Annotated in this window: 16 protein-coding genes and 1 pseudogene; 10 read left to right on the top strand and 7 right to left on the bottom strand. The window is 66.4% G+C overall.

Features of this window, described 5'->3' with window-relative positions; all coding sequences use genetic code 11:
• Nucleotides 1-434: 434 nt before the first annotated feature.
• Complete coding sequence (locus W930_RS27595; RefSeq protein WP_023594843.1) at nucleotides 435-743, top strand: DUF4148 domain-containing protein; 309 nt, start codon at nucleotides 435-437, stop codon at nucleotides 741-743.
• A gap of 84 nt (nucleotides 744-827) precedes the next feature.
• On the opposite strand, the pseudogene W930_RS30850 reads toward W930_RS27595, so the two are convergent.
• Nucleotides 828-1,013, bottom strand: a pseudogene (locus tag W930_RS30850) (hypothetical protein); the annotation flags it as partial.
• On the bottom strand, nucleotides 1,013-1,603 hold the full coding sequence (locus tag W930_RS0115060) for an XRE family transcriptional regulator (RefSeq protein WP_023594844.1): 591 nt from the start codon (nucleotides 1,601-1,603) through the stop codon (nucleotides 1,013-1,015). The pseudogene W930_RS30850 and the gene W930_RS0115060, both read right to left, overlap by 1 nt.
• A gap of 135 nt (nucleotides 1,604-1,738) precedes the next feature.
• On the opposite strand from W930_RS0115060, the gene W930_RS0115055 reads away from it, so the two are divergent.
• From W930_RS0115055 to W930_RS0115030, 6 genes are all read left to right on the top strand, one after another.
• Nucleotides 1,739-2,254, top strand: coding sequence for a GNAT family N-acetyltransferase (locus W930_RS0115055; RefSeq protein WP_029754745.1), 516 nt, complete (start codon nucleotides 1,739-1,741; stop codon nucleotides 2,252-2,254).
• A 591-nt stretch (nucleotides 2,255-2,845) separates the two neighbouring features.
• On the top strand, nucleotides 2,846-5,839 hold the full coding sequence (locus W930_RS0115050) for a xanthine dehydrogenase family protein molybdopterin-binding subunit (protein ID WP_023871988.1): 2,994 nt from the start codon (nucleotides 2,846-2,848) through the stop codon (nucleotides 5,837-5,839).
• Nucleotides 5,836-6,576, top strand: a complete 741-nt coding sequence (locus W930_RS27590; RefSeq protein ID WP_023594847.1) for a (2Fe-2S)-binding protein — start codon at nucleotides 5,836-5,838, stop codon at nucleotides 6,574-6,576. Before W930_RS0115050 ends, W930_RS27590 begins: the two co-directional genes overlap by 4 nt.
• A 185-nt stretch (nucleotides 6,577-6,761) precedes the next feature.
• Complete coding sequence (locus tag W930_RS0115040) at nucleotides 6,762-8,024, top strand: cytochrome c (RefSeq protein ID WP_028731076.1); 1,263 nt, start codon at nucleotides 6,762-6,764, stop codon at nucleotides 8,022-8,024.
• Nucleotides 8,025-8,068: 44 nt separating this feature from the next.
• The gene (locus W930_RS0115035) at nucleotides 8,069-8,752 is read left to right on the top strand and encodes a YafY family protein (protein ID WP_023594850.1); all 684 of its coding nucleotides are present in this window, start codon (nucleotides 8,069-8,071) and stop codon (nucleotides 8,750-8,752) included.
• 172 nt (nucleotides 8,753-8,924) lie between these two features.
• On the top strand, nucleotides 8,925-9,296 hold the full coding sequence (locus tag W930_RS0115030) for a VOC family protein (RefSeq protein ID WP_023594851.1): 372 nt from the start codon (nucleotides 8,925-8,927) through the stop codon (nucleotides 9,294-9,296).
• A 5-nt stretch (nucleotides 9,297-9,301) separates the two neighbouring features.
• Here the strand turns inward: W930_RS0115030 and msrA are convergent, their stop codons facing one another.
• The 3 genes from msrA to msrB form a co-directional block, all read right to left on the bottom strand.
• On the bottom strand, nucleotides 9,302-10,090 hold the full coding sequence (gene msrA / locus W930_RS0115025; protein ID WP_024788875.1) for a peptide-methionine (S)-S-oxide reductase MsrA: 789 nt from the start codon (nucleotides 10,088-10,090) through the stop codon (nucleotides 9,302-9,304).
• Nucleotides 10,091-10,186: 96 nt separating this feature from the next.
• Nucleotides 10,187-11,956 carry a cytochrome c biogenesis protein DipZ gene (locus tag W930_RS0115020; protein ID WP_023871984.1) on the bottom strand — a complete coding sequence of 590 codons (1,770 nt, stop codon included), beginning with the start codon at nucleotides 11,954-11,956 and terminating at the stop codon, nucleotides 10,187-10,189.
• Nucleotides 11,957-12,064: 108 nt separating this feature from the next.
• Nucleotides 12,065-12,670, bottom strand: coding sequence for a peptide-methionine (R)-S-oxide reductase MsrB (gene msrB, locus W930_RS0115015; protein ID WP_023871983.1), 606 nt, complete (start codon nucleotides 12,668-12,670; stop codon nucleotides 12,065-12,067).
• A 251-nt stretch (nucleotides 12,671-12,921) separates the two neighbouring features.
• On the opposite strand from msrB, the gene W930_RS0115010 reads away from it, so the two are divergent.
• Nucleotides 12,922-13,665, top strand: coding sequence for a response regulator transcription factor (locus tag W930_RS0115010; RefSeq protein WP_023594855.1), 744 nt, complete (start codon nucleotides 12,922-12,924; stop codon nucleotides 13,663-13,665).
• Complete coding sequence (locus W930_RS0115005) at nucleotides 13,662-15,152, top strand: HAMP domain-containing sensor histidine kinase (protein WP_024788876.1); 1,491 nt, start codon at nucleotides 13,662-13,664, stop codon at nucleotides 15,150-15,152. The genes W930_RS0115010 and W930_RS0115005 overlap by 4 nt, the downstream gene beginning before the upstream one ends.
• Here the strand turns inward: W930_RS0115005 and W930_RS0115000 are convergent.
• Entirely contained in the window at nucleotides 15,136-16,371 is a 1,236-nt protein-coding gene (locus tag W930_RS0115000; protein ID WP_023871982.1) for a hypothetical protein, read from the bottom strand. The genes W930_RS0115005 and W930_RS0115000 overlap by 17 nt on opposite strands.
• Nucleotides 16,372-16,535: 164 nt before the next feature.
• Nucleotides 16,536-17,876 (bottom strand): DASS family sodium-coupled anion symporter, encoded by a 1,341-nt coding sequence (locus tag W930_RS0114995; RefSeq protein ID WP_025250446.1) that lies wholly within the window; start codon nucleotides 17,874-17,876, stop codon nucleotides 16,536-16,538.
• A gap of 337 nt (nucleotides 17,877-18,213) precedes the next feature.
• Here W930_RS0114995 and W930_RS27585 point away from each other — a divergent pair.
• On the top strand, nucleotides 18,214-18,525 hold a 312-nt coding region (locus W930_RS27585), incomplete at its 3' end, for an ESPR domain-containing protein (protein WP_036655971.1).

Genomic DNA, 18,525 nt, shown 5'->3' with positions numbered 1-18,525 from the left:
AGCGAGGGCTCCCCAATGGGGGCGTTTGCGTTCGGCGAACGGTACCCGAACCCGCGCCGTAGCAGGTTCGCGCTCACTTACATGATGAGGGGATGCCCATTGCCCCGGCGTTGCGGGTACCGAAACATAGGCTTGCCATAACCGACGAACGTGGCCGAAGCCGGGAAGGAGCAGAAAGGCATAACCATGTTTTTAATATGGTTAATCGGGCGTCGGCGTCGAGCTAGCGATCGAGGCACCAGATATTGGCGTCGCCCGTGGCAACGAGCCGCATGCACGTGGAAACGCATACGGCCCACTTTCAATTCGATAATTGCTGAATAAGAAATAAACGATTATTGAATGTCATGTTTATCATCAAATTGCGCACTAATAAAATTTAACTGTCGACGATGAAACAAGCATCGCCCCTTTCAATAGACAGGAGAAACATCATGAAGCGCACTCTTATTACCTCTGCCCTGATTTCCGCCATGTTGGCCGTGTCGGCCGGTTCGGCTTTCGCCAGCGATGCCTTCGACGGTCCCTCGGAGTTCTCGTGGGTGCCGCAAACCGGCATGCTCACCCGTGCCCAGGTTCGCGACGAACTGATCCAGGCACAAAAGGCGGGTCTGGTCGTTCAACACGATACCGTGTATCCGAAGGCCGCCCCCGGCGCACAATCGGCAACCGCTGCCGCGCCGATCACCGCGGGTGCCGTGGGTGGCCTGCAACGCGCGGGCACGACCTACTTCGGCAACTAAACGTCTCACCGGCGCGTCCGGTTTCCCCCGGCACGCCTCATGCATCTCGGCGTTGATGCAGGCCCATGACCCACCGGGCCGCATTGCGCCGGCGCGCTCGCGGGTGAGCGGTCGCATGAAGCTCACCGAGGCTCCGCCTTCCACGCAATCAATGAGTACATCGGTCAACGCCTCGACGCAGGCGAGCGCCTGGGCGCCGTCGAGCCGGTGCAGCGAGACCTCGAAAGGGGGGACCGGGGAGGCCGGGTGCGACGAGTTCGGGAACGACATCAGGAGGCTCTCCTTGCCGGGACGAAGGGCAGCGTGACGAGTCCGACGAGATAACGCGCCGTCGACTTCGCGGGATTGTGGAACCCGATCGGCTGGTCGAGCCGCATGGCGAGGCAGTCGCCCGCCTCCAGGCGCCAGCTGGCGTCGCCCAGCGAGATCTCGATGGTGCCCTCGATGACCCAGATCTGTTGCCAGACCTCGTTGTCTCGTACGCTGGTGTCATAGGCGACGCGCTCGCCCGGGGGAAACTGCACCTCGACGAACTGCAGCGGCGACGGTTGGGCGGGCGAGAGGTTGCGTCTCACGTAGCCCGAGTCGGGGTCGGTCCACACCGGCTGGTCGGCGCGGCGGGCCAGCGGCGAGGGCGGGGCGTCTTCCTCGACGCGCGCCTCGAACATGGACGCGAGCGTGACGCCGAGTGCCGAGGCGAGCTTGTCCAGCACGTTGGCGGTCGGGCTGGTCTGGGCGCGCTCGATGAGCGAAATGCTCGAGCGACTCACCCCGCTGCGCTCGGCCAGCGCGTCCAGAGAATAGCCGTGTTCGCTGCGCAGTTCGCGCACACGACGGGCAATGCGTTCGTTGATATCCATGCCTTCCAGTTTACTGGAAATTTATTTCCACTAAAATGGATGGCATCGTACCCGGATGTCATCACGCGACATCGGGCAACATCGGGCTTCACCGTTCACGCCGTCGACGACGGCATCTCGCTTGCGGGCATTTCCATGACTTCCTCGTTGAATTCCTCGATCGTCGTTCGCGATGCCACCGACGCCGATCTTCCCGTGATCCGCGACATTTACAACGACGCCGTCGAGCACACCACGGCCATCTGGAACGAAGTGCTCGTCGACGTGGAGAATCGACGCGAGTGGCTCGCCGCGCGCGTCGCGCGCGGATTTCCGGTCATCGTCGCCGAGCGGGACGGCAAGGTGCTCGGCTATGCGTCGTTTGGCGACTGGCGCGCGTTCGACGGCTATCGCCATACCGTGGAGCACTCGATCTACATCGACAAACACGCGCGCGGGGGCGGCCTGGGCGAGACACTCATGCGCGCGCTGATCGAACGCGCCCGCGCTCGGAAGGTTCACGTGATGATCGCGAGCATCGAAGCGCGGAACGCGCCTTCGATCAAGCTGCACGAAAAGCTTGGCTTTCGGATCGTCGGCACCTTCAGCGAAGTCGGCATCAAGTTCGGACGCTGGCTCGATCTGACGTGCATGGAACTGCGTATCGACTGATGGTGCGGCAGCACGCACCGCATCATCATCGCGTGCCGCTGTGTCCCGGCGGATACAGCGGCATTTCTCCTCTCGCATAGGCGTTATCACGCCGATCGAATACGGCTCGCGCACCCCGGTCACGCGGCCCGCCGCACGGCGCCCGGGGCGTGCGTTCTCACGCAGTGCACCACGTCCAATCTTGTCAATCCGGAACTCGGCGTGTAGCCTTGAAACGTCCGGTGTCACTCATGAAGCGTGTTCTCATAGAACCTCACGAGCGCATCACGGCAGGTGAATGTCACGCGTTGTGAATGGGTACTGTGCGTCGGCGACGTTGTTCCGACGGAGTCCTGAGGAATTGGCCCCGTGATCGTTGCCGTGCTGTTTTGAGCGCGTTGGCGTCCGCGCGAGCCCCGCAATCGTGCTTCGTGACGTGACGGTCCCCCCAAAAACAAGACGGACGGAACGCTTATGCCGCGCCTGCCAAGAAAACACTGTCCTCCTGCGGCTGTGTCGAGCGAAGACGCTCGTCCCGATGCCGCTTCAGCCGCCTCCGCATCTTCCCCCGACTGCGCAGCACCCGAAACCTCGCCCGATACGGCGCCGGGCATGGGTCTGACACGTCGCGGCTTTCTCAAGGCCTCGGTGATCGCGGGCATTTCGGTGTACATCGCGCCGCTGGGCAGCCGGGCGTTCGCCGCCCTGTTCGAGGAGAAGAACCTGACGCCCGTGGCATGGGACGCCGCCAAGGGGCAAGCCCGGTTCCGTATCGACGGCACGGCGAAGGTCACTGGCGCGAAGATCTTCGCGCGCGATGTCCGTGCGCGCGATATGCCGGGCTGGCCCGCGCAGCAGGCCCATGCGTTCGTGCTGCGCGTCACGCGCGCCGACCGCCCCTACCTCGGCTTCGATCTCTCGCGGCTCGACGACGGCCTGCAACCGGATCGCATCGTGACGGCCGAGGATCTCGTTCGCGACGGCGTGGCGTTCCCCGAATTCTATGGCGACGACATGCTGTTGCCGGCGGGCAAGACGCCCGCCTATCTCGGTCACGCGGTGGCGATCCTGATCTATCGCGACTTCACGCGCTTCCGATTCGCCAAGGACAGGCTCAAGTTCCACGACGAAATCATTCGCTACGGCGACGTGACCGGCCCGTTGGAGCGTGACCCGTGGGGCAGCTTCCGATATGTTCGCGTGGGCGGCAACACGGCCTATGACGACGACGTGTATTCGAGCCTGAAGGACGCGCCCATTTTCCCGAGCATGATGCGCAAGCACTTGCCGGTTTGGCCGGACGGCAACGATCACGGCAAGCTCGACGAGCAGGGGATGGCCCACGCCGGCACGATCGACGCGTCGCTGCGCAATCCGCCGGCCAACTGGCTGGTGATGTCGCGCGAATACCGTACGCAGTCGATCGACACCGCGGCGCTCGAGCCCGATAACGCGAACTGCTGGTACGACAGCGCCACGCAGACGCTGCACATGGTCGTGCCGACGCAATCGCCGTCGGAAGTCTCGGAGAACGCGGCGGCTATGGCCGCCAAGGGGCGCTTTCCCGTGAAGCGCCTGATCGTGTACCCGTGCTACACGGTGGGGTACGGATCGAAGGACCACTACAACATGCCGTTCTACGGTCTGGCGGCGGCGCTCTACGGCGACGGCCTGCCCGTGCGGCTCGCCAACGACCGCTACGAGCAGTTCCAGACATCGCTCAAGCGTCACGCTTTTACCATGCGCTATCGCATGGGCGTGGACAAGCAGAGCGGCATGCTCCAGGCGTTCGCCGCCGATATGGAGTGCAATGGCGGCGGCCGGATGAATTTCTCGCCGTCGGTGGCGATGGTCGGCGCCACGGCGGCGCAATCGATCTACTACTTCCCGAAGAGCGATCTGGCGAGCGTGGCGATTGCCTCGCGCGCGATCGATGCGGGTTCCGCGCGCGGCTACGGCACCTTGCAGTCGATGGCCGCCACGGAAATGATGATCGACGAGATGGCCGCGCAGTTGGGCGTCGATCCGATCGATTTCCGTCTGAAGAATGCATTGCGCTCGGGCATGAAGAATACGCAGGGCGCGATTCCGGCGGGCGCGGTGCGGGTTGACGAGGTGCTCGAGCGAGCGAAGGCGCATCCGCTGTGGACGCAACGCGACAAGAAGAAGGCCGAGTACGAGGCCGCGCACCCGGGCCGCCGTTATGGCGTGGGCTTCGCCTGCGTGCAAAAGGACTTCGGCACCGGCGCGGAGACGTCGTTCGCGCGCGTGGAATTCGACGAGGCGGGCCGCATCTCGCTGCATCACACTGCTGCCGAGATCGGCACGGGGACCTCCACGTCGCAGGCCGTGGCCGTGGCGAAGTGGCTCGGCATGCCGGCCACGGACGTCCATATCGCCATCACCGACTGGCCGGAGTTACCGGTCGTGACCAGCGGCGATCCGTATCTCATGTCGCAGGCCGATCAGGACCGGCTTGCCGCGAATCCGCGCTGGTCGCCTGGATACGCGTCGCCCTCGAGCGCGACGAATTCCGCGTTCTATTTCACGCACAGCACGCGCGAGGCGGCGCGTCTGGTATTCCTGCAGGGGCTGTGGCCGGCGGCGCTGTCGATCTGGCGTCGTGGGCTCGGCGGCGGTCAGGCCGCACCGCTCGTGGTGCGTGCCGAAGATGCGCGCTGGGTGGAGGGCAAGCTCTCGGCCGCCGGTCTCGAAGCGTTGCCGATGGCCCTGCTCGCCAGGACCGCGCATGCGCTGGGGCTGGTGACGGGGGCAACGGTGCACGTGTTCAACCGCTGGCAGTGGGCCGAAGCTGACTGGGATCTGGGCGACGGTACAATTCAGCGCCTGCCGGTCGACGGCATCTCGTTACGCTACGGCAAGGGCGGCGCGAATGCCGCCGCGGTGGCGGCGCAGCCCCCCGCTACGCAGACCCCCGCGGCCAAAGGCGCGCATCGCAGCGGCAATGCCCCCGCGAAATCCGCAACCTCCGCGGTCGCTGCGGCCGCCGCGGCGGGATCGCATGGCGCGAGGGGGGCGCCGCCCGCCAACGCCGGTTCGGCGGGCCAGCAGGTCGCGGCGCCCACGCCCGGTACCGGCTATCGCACACTGGACCGCAAGCGTGTGTACTACCCGCCGGTCCAGCGCAACAACGCGGCCGTGACTTACTACAGCGCAGTGGGCACGCTCGTGGAGTTGTCCGTGCACGAGGCCTCGGGCAAGGTCGAGTTGCTCGCGCATCATTCGATCATGGAGTGTGGCAATCAGATTTCGCCGCAGCTTGTGTCCGGGCAACTGCAGGGCGGCCTCGCCATGGGCATCGGCCACGCGTTGCACGAATACCTGCCGCTCTACGAAGACGGCCCCGGCAACGGCACGTGGAACTTCAACCGCTACCACTTGCCGCGCGCGGTCGACGTCGCCGTATGGACGCAAACGGGGGAAGTGCTGCCCCCGATTACCGAAACCGATGTGCCCAAGGGCATTGCCGAAGTGGTGATGATTCCCGTGGTGGGCGCGATCGTGAATGGCCTGGCCCATGCGATCGGCCATCGATTTACAGACTTGCCGGTGACGCCGGAGAAGATCCAGGAGGTACTGGCATGACGGACACAGCAACCCGCGCGAGCAGCGCAACCGGCGCACCCCAGACTGCGTCGGACGCCGTGAGCGCTGCCGGCGCTGCCAGCGCCGCACCCCTTCCGACCGGCCACGCGAGCGCTGCATCGGCGCCGTCGGCACCGGCCTCGGCGAGTGCCGCCGCAGCCCCGGCCGCAGCGCCCGCGAGCGGCACGAAGCCTTGGGAGACGCTGCCCGTGACCGTGAAGGTCAACGGCGTGACGCACGGTCCCACGGACGTACCCGCGGGCCTCATGATGATCGACTATCTGCACGAAACGCTGGGGCTGACCGGCTCGCGCCTGGGGTGCGGGCAAGGGATCTGCCACGCTTGCGTGGTGATCGTCGATCATGCGGACGGCAGCAGCGAGACCGTGCGGACGTGCATCACCGGCGCGAACTATTTCGACGGCAAGACTGTGCGCACGGTGGAGGGGCACGCCACGCGCGACGCCGACGGCAAGCTCGCGCTGGCCCCGATCCAGCAGGCGTTCCTCGATCATTTCAGCTTCCAGTGCGGCTATTGCACGCCGGGCTTCGTCAACGCGGCCACGGTGCTTATCGAGCGGCTCAAGCGCAATCCGGTCGCGCGCGCCGATCTCGAAGCGGCGATCACCGAAGGTCTCAACGACCAGATCTGCCGGTGCACGGGATACGTGCGCTACTACGAGGCCGTGCGCGAGGTCGTTCTCAAGACGCCCGGCTGCGTCAAGGATGCAAAATGAGGCGCGAGATGAGGGGATACGCCATGAGCCTGAATCGCGTCACGCGCTGGGGCGCCCGCGCCGCGTGGCTGACGTCGGTGTTGCTCGTTGCCGCGTGCAACGACTCGAACGTGCCCAAGCCGCCCGGGCCCGCGCAACCGCCCAGGCCGAAGACATCGATGATGCCCTCGCTCGTCACGAGCGCGATGGCCGCCGATGCACCGAATGCGTCCGCGGCGTCCTCCGCTGCATCGGCACCGGCACCGGCGGCGGCATCCACGCCTTCCACGGCTTCCACACCGGTGTCGCCTGCGGTGGCAGCGCCCGCCGCGAGCGCATCGCCGGAGACGATCGCGCGCGGCCGATACCTCGCGCGCGCGGCCGACTGCGCGGCGTGCCACACCAGCGCGGACGGTGCGCCGTTCGCGGGCGGCGTGCCGCTCAAGTCGCCGTTCGGCACGTTCTACGGCACCAACATCACGCCGGACAAGACGAACGGCATTGGCGGCTGGACGTCGGACGATTTCTACCGGGCGCTTCATGACGGCAAGGCCCCGGACAAGCCGTTGTATCCGGCCATGCCATACACGTCGTACCGGCAGATGTCGCGCGCCGACAGCGACGCCATTTACGCGTACCTGATGTCGGTGAAGCCGGCGGCCATACCCAATCGCCCGCATGCGCTGTCGTTCCCTTACACCCTGCGTTTCGGCATGCGTGTGTGGGACTGGATGTTTCTCAAGGACACCTTGCCCGATGCGTCGAAGGGGCAGTCGGCGGACTGGCTTCGCGGGCGTTACCTCGCCAATGCGCTGGGCCATTGCGCGGAGTGCCACACACCGCGCGGCACGTTCGGCCAGCTCGACAGTGCCAAGCCGCTGGGCGGCGCCTCGCTCGCGCGCATCGCCGCGCCCGACCTGACGCCGGAAGCGCTGGCCGCTCGCGGCTGGACGGTGAAGGACCTGCAGACGTTCTTCGGCACGGGTATCGCGCCGCAGGGCTCGGCGTTCGGGGAGATGTACCCGGTCGTGCATCTGAGCACGCAGTACCTTACGCCCGACGACCTGCGCGCGCTCTCGACGTATCTGCTCGGCGACGCGCCACCCGCGCCCCGACCATTGCCGGACCATCCCGACACCGGAAAATTGATGGCCGGACGCAACCTGTATCTTGCCGTTTGCGCGGGTTGCCACTCGGCCGACGGCACGGGAAAGCCACACGTGGCGGTGTCGATGCTGGGGAATTCGACGGTACGGCAAAAGGATCCGCGCAACCTGATCGTGACGATTCTCGACGGGATCGCGCCGCAGAAATTCCCGGGCCTCGAAGCGATGCAGGACATGCCCGGCTTCGACAAGCGGCTGACCGATGCGCAGATCGCGGAATTGAGCAACTATCTTCGCGTGGCCTACGGTGGTCAGGCGGGCGACGTCAATTCCGAGATCGTCAGGCAGTTGCGCCAGAAGTAACCGGTCGCCGCCCCGTGCGAAGACATGGCGCATAATGACGCGCCATGTCACGCACACAACGTCTCTTCTCCCTGATGCAACTGCTGCGCCGCCACCAATACCCGGTGGCGGGCGCCGCGCTGGCCGACTCGCTTGGCGTGAGCCTGCGCACGCTGTACCGGGACATTGCCACGCTGCAGGCGCAGGGGGCGGACATCGAGGGTGCGCCCGGGCTGGGCTACGTGCTCAAGCCCGGGTTCATGCTCCCGCCGCTGATGTTCTCGGAAGAGGAGATCGAGGCGATCGTGCTCGGCTCGCGTTGGGTTGCCAGGCGTACCGACGGCGCACTCGCCGACGCGGCCGCCAACGCCCTGGCGAAGATTGCGGCGGTGCTGCCCTCGGATCTGCGCGCGTCGCTCGAGGCGTCGACCCTGCTGATCGGCCCTGGCGATCCGCTTCCGCCCATGATCGTCGACCTGACGGTCATTCGCGAGGCCATTCGCGCCGAGCGCAAACTCCATCTTGCCTATCGCGACGAAGCCGGACGGTTGTCCGAGCGCATCGTCTGGCCTTTTGCACTCGGCTTCTTCGAGCGTGTGCGCATGATCGTTGCCTGGTGCGAACTGCGCGACGGCTTCCGGCATTTTCGCGCCGACCGCATCGAGGCCATGACGGTGACCGCCTCGCGCTACCCTCGCGGGCGTCGCGCCCTGCTCAAATCATGGCGCGAGACAATCGGCAACACGTGATGCCGCGCCCTGTGGAACGCCGTTGCCGGCGTTTCGCGGCTGAGTTCGGATGCTGACAAAATCTGACAGTATCTCCTCGTACGATAGCGCTCATGACAACGCCCGACGGCCCCGGAAGTTCGGTCTGCCATCGATGCGACGTGTCATTCCAACCTATCGACAGGAGCTACTCATGCTGCACCCGAACATGGTCAATCTGTATGTTGCGAGTCCCCCCGAGAGCGCGGCGTTCTACGCCGATTTGTTCGACCTCGAGCCGGTCGAGGCGTCGCCCGGGTTCGCATTGTTCGTGTTTCCCTCGGGGCTGAAGCTCGGCCTGTGGGCGCGCTTCGCGGTGCAGCCCACGGTGATTGCCCCGCCCGGCGGCAGCGAGGTCGTGATTCCGGTGGCGTCCAACGCCCACGTGGACGCCACGTGGGAGGACTGGAGCGCGCGCGGCCTCACCATTTTGCAAGTGCCCACCACCATGGACTTCGGACGCACGTTCGTCGCGTCCGACCCCGACGGTCACCGCATCCGCGTGTACAAGCTCGCGAACGCCTGACGGGGTCACTTCGCCGAGGCGGTTTTCACGAGGACGGGGGCATCGCGGTACTGCATCGGGAACAGCCGGGCAAGGTCCTTCACCTTCGGCAGATCGTTGATCACGATGTAGGGATACGTCGGGTGCTCCGTGAGGAAGTCCTGGTGGTAAGCCTCGGCGGGATAAAAGCCCGTGTACTTCTCGACCTTCGTCGCAATCGGCTTGCTGTAGGCATGCGCTGCGTTCAGTTGCGCGATGTAGGCCTCGGCGACGCGACGTTGCGCATCGCTCATCGGGAACACGGCGGAGCGATATTGCGTGCCGGTGTCCGGACCCTGGCGGTTCACTTCGGTGGGATTGTGGGCGACGGAGAAGTAGATCTGCAGCAGCTTGCCGTACGAAACCTGCTGCGGATCGAACGTCACCCGCACCGATTCGGCATGCCCCGTCGCGCCGCCGCTGACAGTCTCGTAGTTGGCCGTTTTCGCAGTGCCGCCCGCGTAGCCGGACTCTGCCTTCGTCACGCCTTTCACGTGCTGGAACACGCCCTGCACACCCCAGAAGCAGCCCCCGGCGAACACTGCCGTCTCGGTATGGGCGCCGCTCGGCGGCTCGTCGATCCTGGGCGCGGCGATCTCGACGGCGGATTCGGCTCCGCCAAAGGCATACGCACCGACCTGCCACGCCAGCACCCCGGCCGCCACGGCCGCGGCGCCGAGCAGGGCGCGTCTCACGCGCGACGTCGGATGCGAGCTGGAAGTCACGCCGGAATCCGGCGCTGCGGACAAACGAGTCTGTGATTCGTACGGTTTCATCTGAAAGCTCCCGGCGTGCGATGACGCCTCGGTCAAGGGGGGGGAATCGAGGCGGCGCGGGGTTACGCGAGCGATACCCTTGCGCCGCGTGTTGCGTCAACCGAACGTGAAGGCGTAGGCCGACACCCCCGGGTCGAGGAATTCGATGCTGAACGTGCGATCGCGTACGTCGCCCGACTGGCGCACGAGCTGGTACAGGCGCTGCGATGTCACGACACCGGTGCCATCGGCGGCAACGTCGGTGCCGTGGGCATCGCCTGGCGCTTCGCCGTCGACCGTGACGCGAAAGCGTACGGGTTTGTCGTGGGCATCCGGGCCGAGCACGAGGTGCAGGTCGCGTGCATGGAAACGGTAGACGATGCGTGCCCCGGCTTGCGTGGCCGTGGCCTGTTCCGGCCCGACGCGCCAGTCGCCGGCCAGCCCCCAGCGGTTAAGTTGCGGCATCGCCGGCGCGCGGTACGCACTGGCCTGGTCGCGCACGGCGCCGCCCGGTGAGGCGAAGTTTTCGGCGCGCGCATAACCGACATAGGTTTCGGGCGAGCGGACGTCACGCATATCGGCGGCTTGCTGAACGCCGCCCGCGTTCACATCGGCCACGCCGTCGGCGACCTGCTTCGCGCCGGCTTCGCGCAGCAGTTGCTGGATGACCCGCTCCGACTCGGCGTAGTTGCCCTCGCCGAAGTGGTGATAGCGCACGCGTCCCTGTGCGTCGATGAAATAGTGGGCCGGCCAGTACTGGTTGTTGAAGCCGCGCCAGATGGCGTAGTTGTTGTCGATCGCCACGGGGTAGGTGACGCCAAGGTCCTTCACGGCCTTTTTCACGTTGCCGATGTCGCGCTCGAAGGCGAATTCGGGCGCATGCACGCCGATCACGACGAGTCCCTGATCGCGATACTTCTCGGCCCATGCCTTGACATAAGGCAGCGTGCGCAGGCAGTTGATGCAGGAATACGTCCAGAAGTCGATCAGCACAACCTTGCCGCGAAGCGCCTGCGCCGAGAGCGGCGCCGAATTGAGCCATTGCACGGCGCCGTCGAGCGACGGCAACGTGCCTTCGACCGGCAACGTCACCGGTTCGGCGGCGACGGTGCGGACCATCGCATTGCTGGCGGCGTTGCGCTGAGTACCCAGCCGCTCGACGAGCTTTTGCTCGACGCCGCCGGTCGACGCTGTGGAAATCCGGGCCAGCACGCCGGTATCGAGGCCGAGCGCGATGGCCGCGACGCCGGCGAGCATGAGGCCGCCGAGCGCGCGGCGAATCCATTCGCCCGCGCCGAGCGAGCGCTTCATGGCCGAGAAAACCCGGCCGCCAACGAGCAGGGCCAGGGCAAGCGACGTCGCGGCACCGGCCGCGTACGCGACGAGCAGCAGCGTGGTGCCGACGCTGGCCCCCTGCAGGGCGGCGCCGGTAAGCACGAGACCGAGGATCGGGCCCGCGCACGGCGCCCAGAGCAGCCCCGTCGCTATGCCCAGCAGGAACGACGCGCCGGGGCGGGGGCCGTGCCCGGCGCCAGCGCGCGAAGCATCGCCTTCATGCGCCGACTGCGAAAGACGGTCGCCCAGCGTCACCAGCGGGTGGGTGAGCCGTTCGGAGAGCTTCGGGAAAAGCAACGTTGCACCGAAAAGAGCAACGAGGGCGAGCGCGAGCCAGCGCCCGTATTGGTTCGCCTGCACGACCCAGCTGCCGCCCACGGCGGCGAGCGTGGCCACCAGTGCGAACATCAGCACCATGCCCGCGAGCATGGGCAACACGCTGCGCGAAAATGACTGGCCGGCACGCGAGAAGACAAAGGGCAGCACCGGCAGAATGCACGGACTGACGATCGTCAGAATCCCGCCGAAGTAGGCAAGGATGAGCAGCGTCATGAAGCGCTCCTGATGCCTCGCCCGAACACGGGCGAAGCGGCGGTTGTCGGGGCGGAAACCGGCCGTCGCGGGCCTGCCTCCGGGGGAATGCCCGGTGTGAGGGGGCGATTAGGCGGACTGCGGCAGGAACGTCATCGCCAGCCCGTTCATGCAGTAGCGCAGTCCGGTCGGCTTCGGTCCGTCGTCGAATACATGGCCGAGATGGCCGCCACAGCGCCGGCAGTGCACTTCGGTGCGCACCATGCCGAAGGTCGTGTCGGTTCGTGTGCCGACGGCATGATCGAGCGGCGTCCAGAAGCTCGGCCAGCCGGTGTGGCTGTCGAACTTGGTGCGTGACGAGAACAGCGGCAGGGCGCAGCCGGCGCAGGCAAAGGTTCCGGCCCGGTGCTCGTCGTTGAGCGGGCTCGAATAGGGGCGTTCGGTACCTTCGCGGCGCAGGATGTCGTACTGCGCGGGCGTCAGGCGTCGGCGCCATTCCGCGTCGCTGTAGGCCACTTCGAAGTGCTCCTCGGTGCGCCCGGCGTCGCCGGCGAGCGCCGGACGCACGAGGCGCGGCACCAGCCCGGCGGCCACGGCGGCCGCGGCGGCGCCTGCGCTGAGCAGGAATAGCCGGCGCGACGGCGCCGGGTGCTCGAGGCTCGCGCCGTCGCGGGGCGCGCCTGGCGTCCCGCCATCCGTGGCGGGTCGACGCGGGTCTGGGGTGGGCAATCGCATGATGTCCTCCGGTGAATATGGGGCGATCCGGCACGGAGCCGCCCCGTCGCCATGAATGCAGGGGAGCCTGGCGGCGGTGCGGCGTCAAGGTGTTGCACAGTCCGGTGGTGCGCCGGATCGATGACTGAAGGGTAGTGCGCGGGCGATGGCGAAGTCCTCACGTAAAATTAAACAATTCGTGATACCTCGCGGTGCGCGATCTGCGCACAATGGGGGCACCAAGCCCACTTTTTCCGGGAGTTGTTCCCCTGATGGAATCGCCGCGCCGTGTCCTGCTCGTCGAAGACGACGTGCATATTGCCGATCTGCTTACGCTGCACTTGCGTGACGAGCGCTTCGACGTCGTGCATTGCGCCGACGGCGATGAAGGCCTGCGCCGTCTCTCGGAAGGCAACTGGGACGCTCTCATCCTCGATCTCATGCTGCCCGGTGTCGATGGCCTGGAGATCTGCCGCCGTGCGCGCCAGATGACGCGCTACACGCCGATCATCATCACCAGTGCGCGTTCGAGCGAAGTTCATCGCATTCTCGGGCTGGAACTCGGGGCCGACGACTATCTGGCCAAGCCGTTCTCCGTGCTCGAGCTGGTGGCGCGCGTCAAGGCGCTCATGCGACGCGTCGATGCGCTCGCACGCAATGCGCGCATGGAGGCGGGCAGCCTGGCCATTGCCGGACTGTTCATCGATCCGATCGCGCGCGAGGCATCGCTTGGCGGCAAGCTGCTCGATCTCACGCCGCGCGAGTTCGATCTGCTCTATTTCTTCGCGCGCCAGCCGGGCAAGGTCTTCTCGCGCATGGATCTGCTCAATGCCGTGTGGGGGTATCAGCACGAGGGCTATGAACATACGGTCAACACGCACATCAACCGGCTGCGCGCCAAGATCGAAGCCGACCCCGCCCAGCCGGCCCGGATCCTCACGGTCTGGGGACGCGGCTACAAGTTCGCCAGCGACACCGGGCCCGAGGGCCCGGGCGCCGACGTGGGAGCGGCATGATGCGCCGCTGGAATCTCACGCTCACGCAACGGCTTTCCGTGGTGTTCGCCGTGCTGTTGCTGGTATGCAGCGGCACGTCGGCCTGGATGCAGGTACGCGCTAATCGCATGCACGAGGCCGAGGTCATTCAGGGACTCTCGCGCGGGCTTGCCGAGCACATCGCGGCGAATACGCAACTGATGGATGCCAACGGCATGAAACCCGATGCGGTGCGTCGGCTGTTCGGGCAGTTGATGGTCGTCAACCCCAGTGTCGAGGTTTACTTGCTCGACGCGCAGGGCCGCATCACCGGGCACGCGGCACCGGAAGGGCATCTGCGCCGCATGGACGTCGATCTTGCGCCCATTCATCGCCTGCTCGACGGCGAGGCGTTGCCCATCTATGGAGACGACCCGCGCAACGCCGACGTGCGAAAGGTGTTCAGCGCCGCGCCCTTGCGCGTGGACGGTCGCGAAGTCGGCTACGTCTACGTGGTGCTGCTCGGCGAGGCGCATGACCGGTTTGCCGCGCGCGGCGCCACCAGTGCGGCGCTCAACACGGCCCTGTGGTCGATCGGGCTGGTGGCGGCGCTGTGTCTGCTCGCCGGTCTCGCGGCGTTCGCGCTGATTACGCGCCCGCTGCGGCGGCTCACGGACACCGTCCGCGACTTCGATATCGATGCGGCACCCGTGGCGTTGCCCGTCGTCTCGGTCGACGAACTGGCGTCGCGGCAGGCGCGTCCGAACGACGAGATCGTGGTGCTGGAGCGGGCGTTCCGGCAGATGGTCGAGCGGCTCGGGACACAATGGCGCACGCTCACGCGTCAGGATCAGGAGCGGCGCGAGCTCATCGCCAATATCTCGCACGACCTGCGCACGCCACTGTCCTCGCTGCACGGCTATCTGGAAACGCTCTCGCTCAAGGACGCCACGCTCACCGCCGACGAGCGGCGGCGCTATCTCGGCATCGCCCTCGACCAAAGCCGCAAGGTCGGCGCGCTGGCCCAGTCGCTTTTTGAGCTGGCACGTCTGGAGCATGGTTTCGTGCAGCCCGAGGCTGAGCCGTTCTCGGTGACCGATTTGATTCAGGACGTCTTTCAGAAATTCGAATTGAGTGCGGAATCGCGCGGTGTGGCGCTGCGAGCGGAACTCGCCCCGCAAATTCCGGCTGCGCGTGCCGACCTGGGCCTGATCGAGCGCGTGTTCACCAACCTGCTCGACAACGCGCTGCGTTATACCCCGGCGGGCGGTGAGATCACGGTGACGGTGGCGCCCGTGGGGGCCGACATCGAGGTGCTGGTGAGCGATACCGGTCCGGGCATTCCGCAGAGCGCGCGCGAAGGGCTCTTCGAGCGGCCATTTACGGTGGGGGGCGCCCGCCGCGAGGGCGGGCTGGGACTGCGGATCGTGCACCGCATTCTGCAACTGCACGACCGGCGCATCACCCTGGTGGACACCGCGGGCAATGGCGGGCAGGGCGCGACGTTCCGCTTTACCTTGCCGACGTGAGATTGTCTGCGGGCGCCTTGCCCGCGTTCGCCGCCTTTGCCTCGTTTGCCTCATTTGCCCCGTTTGCACCGTTTGCCGGCCTTGTCGCCTCGGCCGGTGCCGATACCGCCGGCGCCGCTGCGATGTCCGGCGTGTCAGGCGTGTGAGGCGTCGCGTCGAAGTACGTCAGCTTGCGCACGAAGACATTGGCGAACGGATCCACCCGCGCCGCCTTCTCTCCCGGCGCCGCGGGCGAGGTGATCACCACCCGCTGGATATTGCCGCGGCTGTCGTACTTGTAGTGATATTCCGACACGTGGCGCTCGCCGGTGGCGGCGTCGGTGCGCGTCACTCGGATCAGTTCGTGGCGTGGCGAGTACTCCGAGACCTCGTTGTCCCAGGCCAGGGCGAGCCACTTGCCGTCGATGAAGGCGGCCGCGCCGTTGTCGCGCACGATGCGGCTGCCGTCCGGCTTGCGCTCGACGCTCGCGAACGTTCGATACGAGACGACCTTCGGTGCCGGGCGGACCTTGCCGTCGGCCGTCACGACCTGACGCGCCTCGTTCGGCGCCTCCCACTGACGCGAGAGCGCGAAGCACTCGTCGTCGAACAGGCGCGCCTGCAGGCTGCCGGCGCGGCGGTGATGCGCCCCGTTGGCCGACGCGATGATGCGACGCGTCCATTCGAGCCGACCGTCGCTCTCCTGACGCACCTGTTCCTTCCAGACACCACGCCGCGCGGCGCCTTTCACGAGCCAGGTGTCGGCGTTCTGCCAGTCGACCGGCGCGCCGTCGATGCTGCGCAGACGGCCCTGCGCGTCGTAGGCATAGTGCCCGCGGTCGGTGCTCGAGAGCAGGTGGCCCTGCGTGTCGAAATCCATGACGAAACGATTGCCGTTGTCGAGCGGGCCAACCTTGCCGGTCACGCGGTCGTAGCTCGCGATGAAGCGGGTTTCCTCGATGCGGCGAACGCGTGCGGGAATGCCGCCGAAGTTGCGCATCAGGTCATCTTCTTCGCGCAGCGACGTCTGGACGCACCAGGGGAGCGGCGTCGCCTGAGGGGCGGCGGCGCGTTCGGGGGGCGCCGCGGACACCGTCGGGGAGGCGGCGGCCGGTGGCACGCTTGCCGACGTGCGCCCGGACTGAGGGCCCGCGCAGCCAGCGAGCGCCGCGCCCAGCAAGGCGAGTGCCAGGCCGCCGCGCAGCGCAGTGCCGAAGCGTAAGCGCCGGTCGGGCGACACGGGACGATCGGGGGGCGCGGACGAAGCTGGCGACTCGAACGGAACGGACGAAACCGTTGAAACGGATGAAACGGATGAAACGGACATCATCGCAAGAGGTTGCCTGAGATATTTCCCCCGATTGTACCGGCTCCACGTGGCGGCTCCGCCGAACGCCGGTCGATTCACTGCCAGAACGCCCAGGCAACGGCGGTGATCACGACGATGCACACGACGTTCAGGCCAAGCCCTGCGCGGACCATGGCGCGTTGCGGCACGCAACCCGTACCGAAGACGATGGCGTTGGGGGGCGTGGCCACGGGCAGCATGAAGGCGCACGAGGCGCCGATGCCGATCACCATCGTCAGCAGGGCTTCGGGAAACCCCAAAGACACCGAAATGGCGGCGAATATCGGCACGAGAACCGCCGCGCTGGCCGTATTGCTCGTGAGCTCAGTGAGAAAGACGATGAAGGCGGCGGTAATGAGCAGCACCACGAGCGTCGGGCTTGTCGCGAACGCGCCCGACACCCCTTGCGCCAGGACGGCGCCCGCGCCGGAGTCGCGCAGCACCACGCTCAGCGTGAGGCCGCCGCCGAACAGGAGCAGCACTCCCCAGTCGGTATGGGCCTGAATCTGCTTCCAACTGGCCACACCCGACGTCGCGATCAGTATGGCGGCGAGCAGGGCGATGAGCGTGTCGAACTGCTTCACGCCGCCGAGCCACGCGGCGATCGGCTGGCTGAAGATCCAGCCGAACACGGTGAAGCCGAAGATGCCGACCGCCGCGATGCGCGGTCCGGTCCATGTCATCGGTTCGGCCGTTGTGTCCACCGCCTGGTCCAGGCGCGGCCGCAGCACCAGATAGAGCGTGGCAACCATGAGCGGCAGCAGCACGGCCACGAGCGGTACGCCGAACCGGGCCCATGCGAGGAAGTCGATCCCCAGATGCGTGGCCACCATGGCGTTGGGCACACTGCCGACTACCGTGCCAAGGCCACCGATATTGGCGCTGTAGGCGATACCGAGCAGCAAAAAGGTGACGGTACGGTGATCCCGGCGGGTGTCGAGCTGGGTCAGGATGCCCAGCGCGAGCGGCAGCATCATCGATGTGGTGGACGTGTTGTTGACCCACATCGAAAGCAGGGCGGTGGCGCCGAACAACATGATCGCGGCCCGGCCCATGCGCCCACCCGCCAGATGGAGCAGCCGGTTCGCGAGAAACCGGTCGAGCCCCTGAATCCGCATGGCCGTGGCCAGGGCGAAGCCGCCGAAGAACAGAAATACGATCGGATGCGCGAACGCGCCCAGGGCGGTCGGCACGTCGAGAATGCCGAGCAGCACCGCCAGCACTGGCACCATCAACGCCGTGGCCGTCAGATGAACCGCTTCGGACAGCCACAGCACCGCGACGAAAGCGGCAAGCGCCAGTGCGCGATTGGTCTTCTCTTCGAAGGGAAGCAGACGGATGAGTGCCAGCATAAGCGCGGCATTGGCGAGCAGCACCCAGGCGTCGCGGGCAGACATGGCCCAACTCCGGGTGAGCGTTTCGGTGGGGTGATTCATCTCCTGATACCTCAATCTACGTAGATTTTCGTTGGCATGCTTGGATGCCGAACGAATCGAGGCGGTGCCGTCAGAAATATCCCAATGTTGGGTGAGGCGGTATTGGCGTTGCGTGCATTGCACATCCCTGGCGTTGCCGGCACTCAGGGAGCTCACGGAATTTCTGGCGATTCAGGAGCGAAGGAACGACCGGCGTCATGAGAAATATTTTATTCGGACTGCGACTTTAGTCCAATGCGCCGACGTACTTTCGCGGATAGCCTGCCTCCATCAATTAATCGAATAGGTTGGGGCAAACGTGAATCACACATTCCGCGTGGTGTGGAATTTCAGTCTGGGATTGTTTCAGGTCGTGTCGGAGACGGGGCGCGCGCGCACACGTGGCGGCGGCAATCGCTCGAAGCGTGCCAGAAGTGCGGCGGTGGCCGGCGCCATCCTGTTAAGTGCCTCGGCGGCGTCGCCTGGGGCGTACGGGCAGGCGGTGGGCGGCAGCGGTGGTGACGGGCTCGGGGCCGGTGCCGTTGGCGCGGGCGGTGCGGGCGCGAGCGGCGGCGCAATCCACGGCGGTGATGGACAAGGCGGCGTGGCAGGCGGTGGGGGCGGCGGGGGT

It is taken from the genome of Pandoraea sp. E26 (genome assembly GCF_000681415.1).
GTDB lineage: Bacteria > Pseudomonadota > Gammaproteobacteria > Burkholderiales > Burkholderiaceae > Pandoraea > Pandoraea pnomenusa.
The sequence above is the reverse complement of the archived record's forward strand: the minus strand, read 5'-3'. Positions and strand labels throughout refer to the sequence as shown.

Excerpts from the sequence above, each read along its gene's own strand:
- W930_RS27595 (WP_023594843.1), top strand. The coding sequence starts at position 435 with ATGAAGCGCACTCTTATTACCTCTGCCCTGATTTCCGCCATGTTGGCC.
- W930_RS0115060 (WP_023594844.1), bottom strand. The coding sequence starts at position 1,603 with ATGGATATCAACGAACGCATTGCCCGTCGTGTGCGCGAACTGCGCAGC.
- W930_RS0115055 (WP_029754745.1), top strand. The coding sequence starts at position 1,739 with ATGACTTCCTCGTTGAATTCCTCGATCGTCGTTCGCGATGCCACCGAC.
- W930_RS0115050 (WP_023871988.1), top strand. The coding sequence starts at position 2,846 with ATGGGTCTGACACGTCGCGGCTTTCTCAAGGCCTCGGTGATCGCGGGC.
- W930_RS27590 (WP_023594847.1), top strand. The coding sequence starts at position 5,836 with ATGACGGACACAGCAACCCGCGCGAGCAGCGCAACCGGCGCACCCCAG.
- W930_RS0115040 (WP_028731076.1), top strand. The coding sequence starts at position 6,762 with ATGGCCGCCGATGCACCGAATGCGTCCGCGGCGTCCTCCGCTGCATCG.
- W930_RS0115035 (WP_023594850.1), top strand. The coding sequence starts at position 8,069 with ATGTCACGCACACAACGTCTCTTCTCCCTGATGCAACTGCTGCGCCGC.
- W930_RS0115030 (WP_023594851.1), top strand. The coding sequence starts at position 8,925 with ATGCTGCACCCGAACATGGTCAATCTGTATGTTGCGAGTCCCCCCGAG.
- msrA (WP_024788875.1), bottom strand. The coding sequence starts at position 10,090 with ATGAAACCGTACGAATCACAGACTCGTTTGTCCGCAGCGCCGGATTCC.
- W930_RS0115020 (WP_023871984.1), bottom strand. The coding sequence starts at position 11,956 with ATGACGCTGCTCATCCTTGCCTACTTCGGCGGGATTCTGACGATCGTC.
- msrB (WP_023871983.1), bottom strand. The coding sequence starts at position 12,670 with ATGCGATTGCCCACCCCAGACCCGCGTCGACCCGCCACGGATGGCGGG.
- W930_RS0115010 (WP_023594855.1), top strand. The coding sequence starts at position 12,922 with ATGGAATCGCCGCGCCGTGTCCTGCTCGTCGAAGACGACGTGCATATT.
- W930_RS0115005 (WP_024788876.1), top strand. The coding sequence starts at position 13,662 with ATGATGCGCCGCTGGAATCTCACGCTCACGCAACGGCTTTCCGTGGTG.
- W930_RS0114995 (WP_025250446.1), bottom strand. The coding sequence starts at position 17,876 with ATGTCTGCCCGCGACGCCTGGGTGCTGCTCGCCAATGCCGCGCTTATG.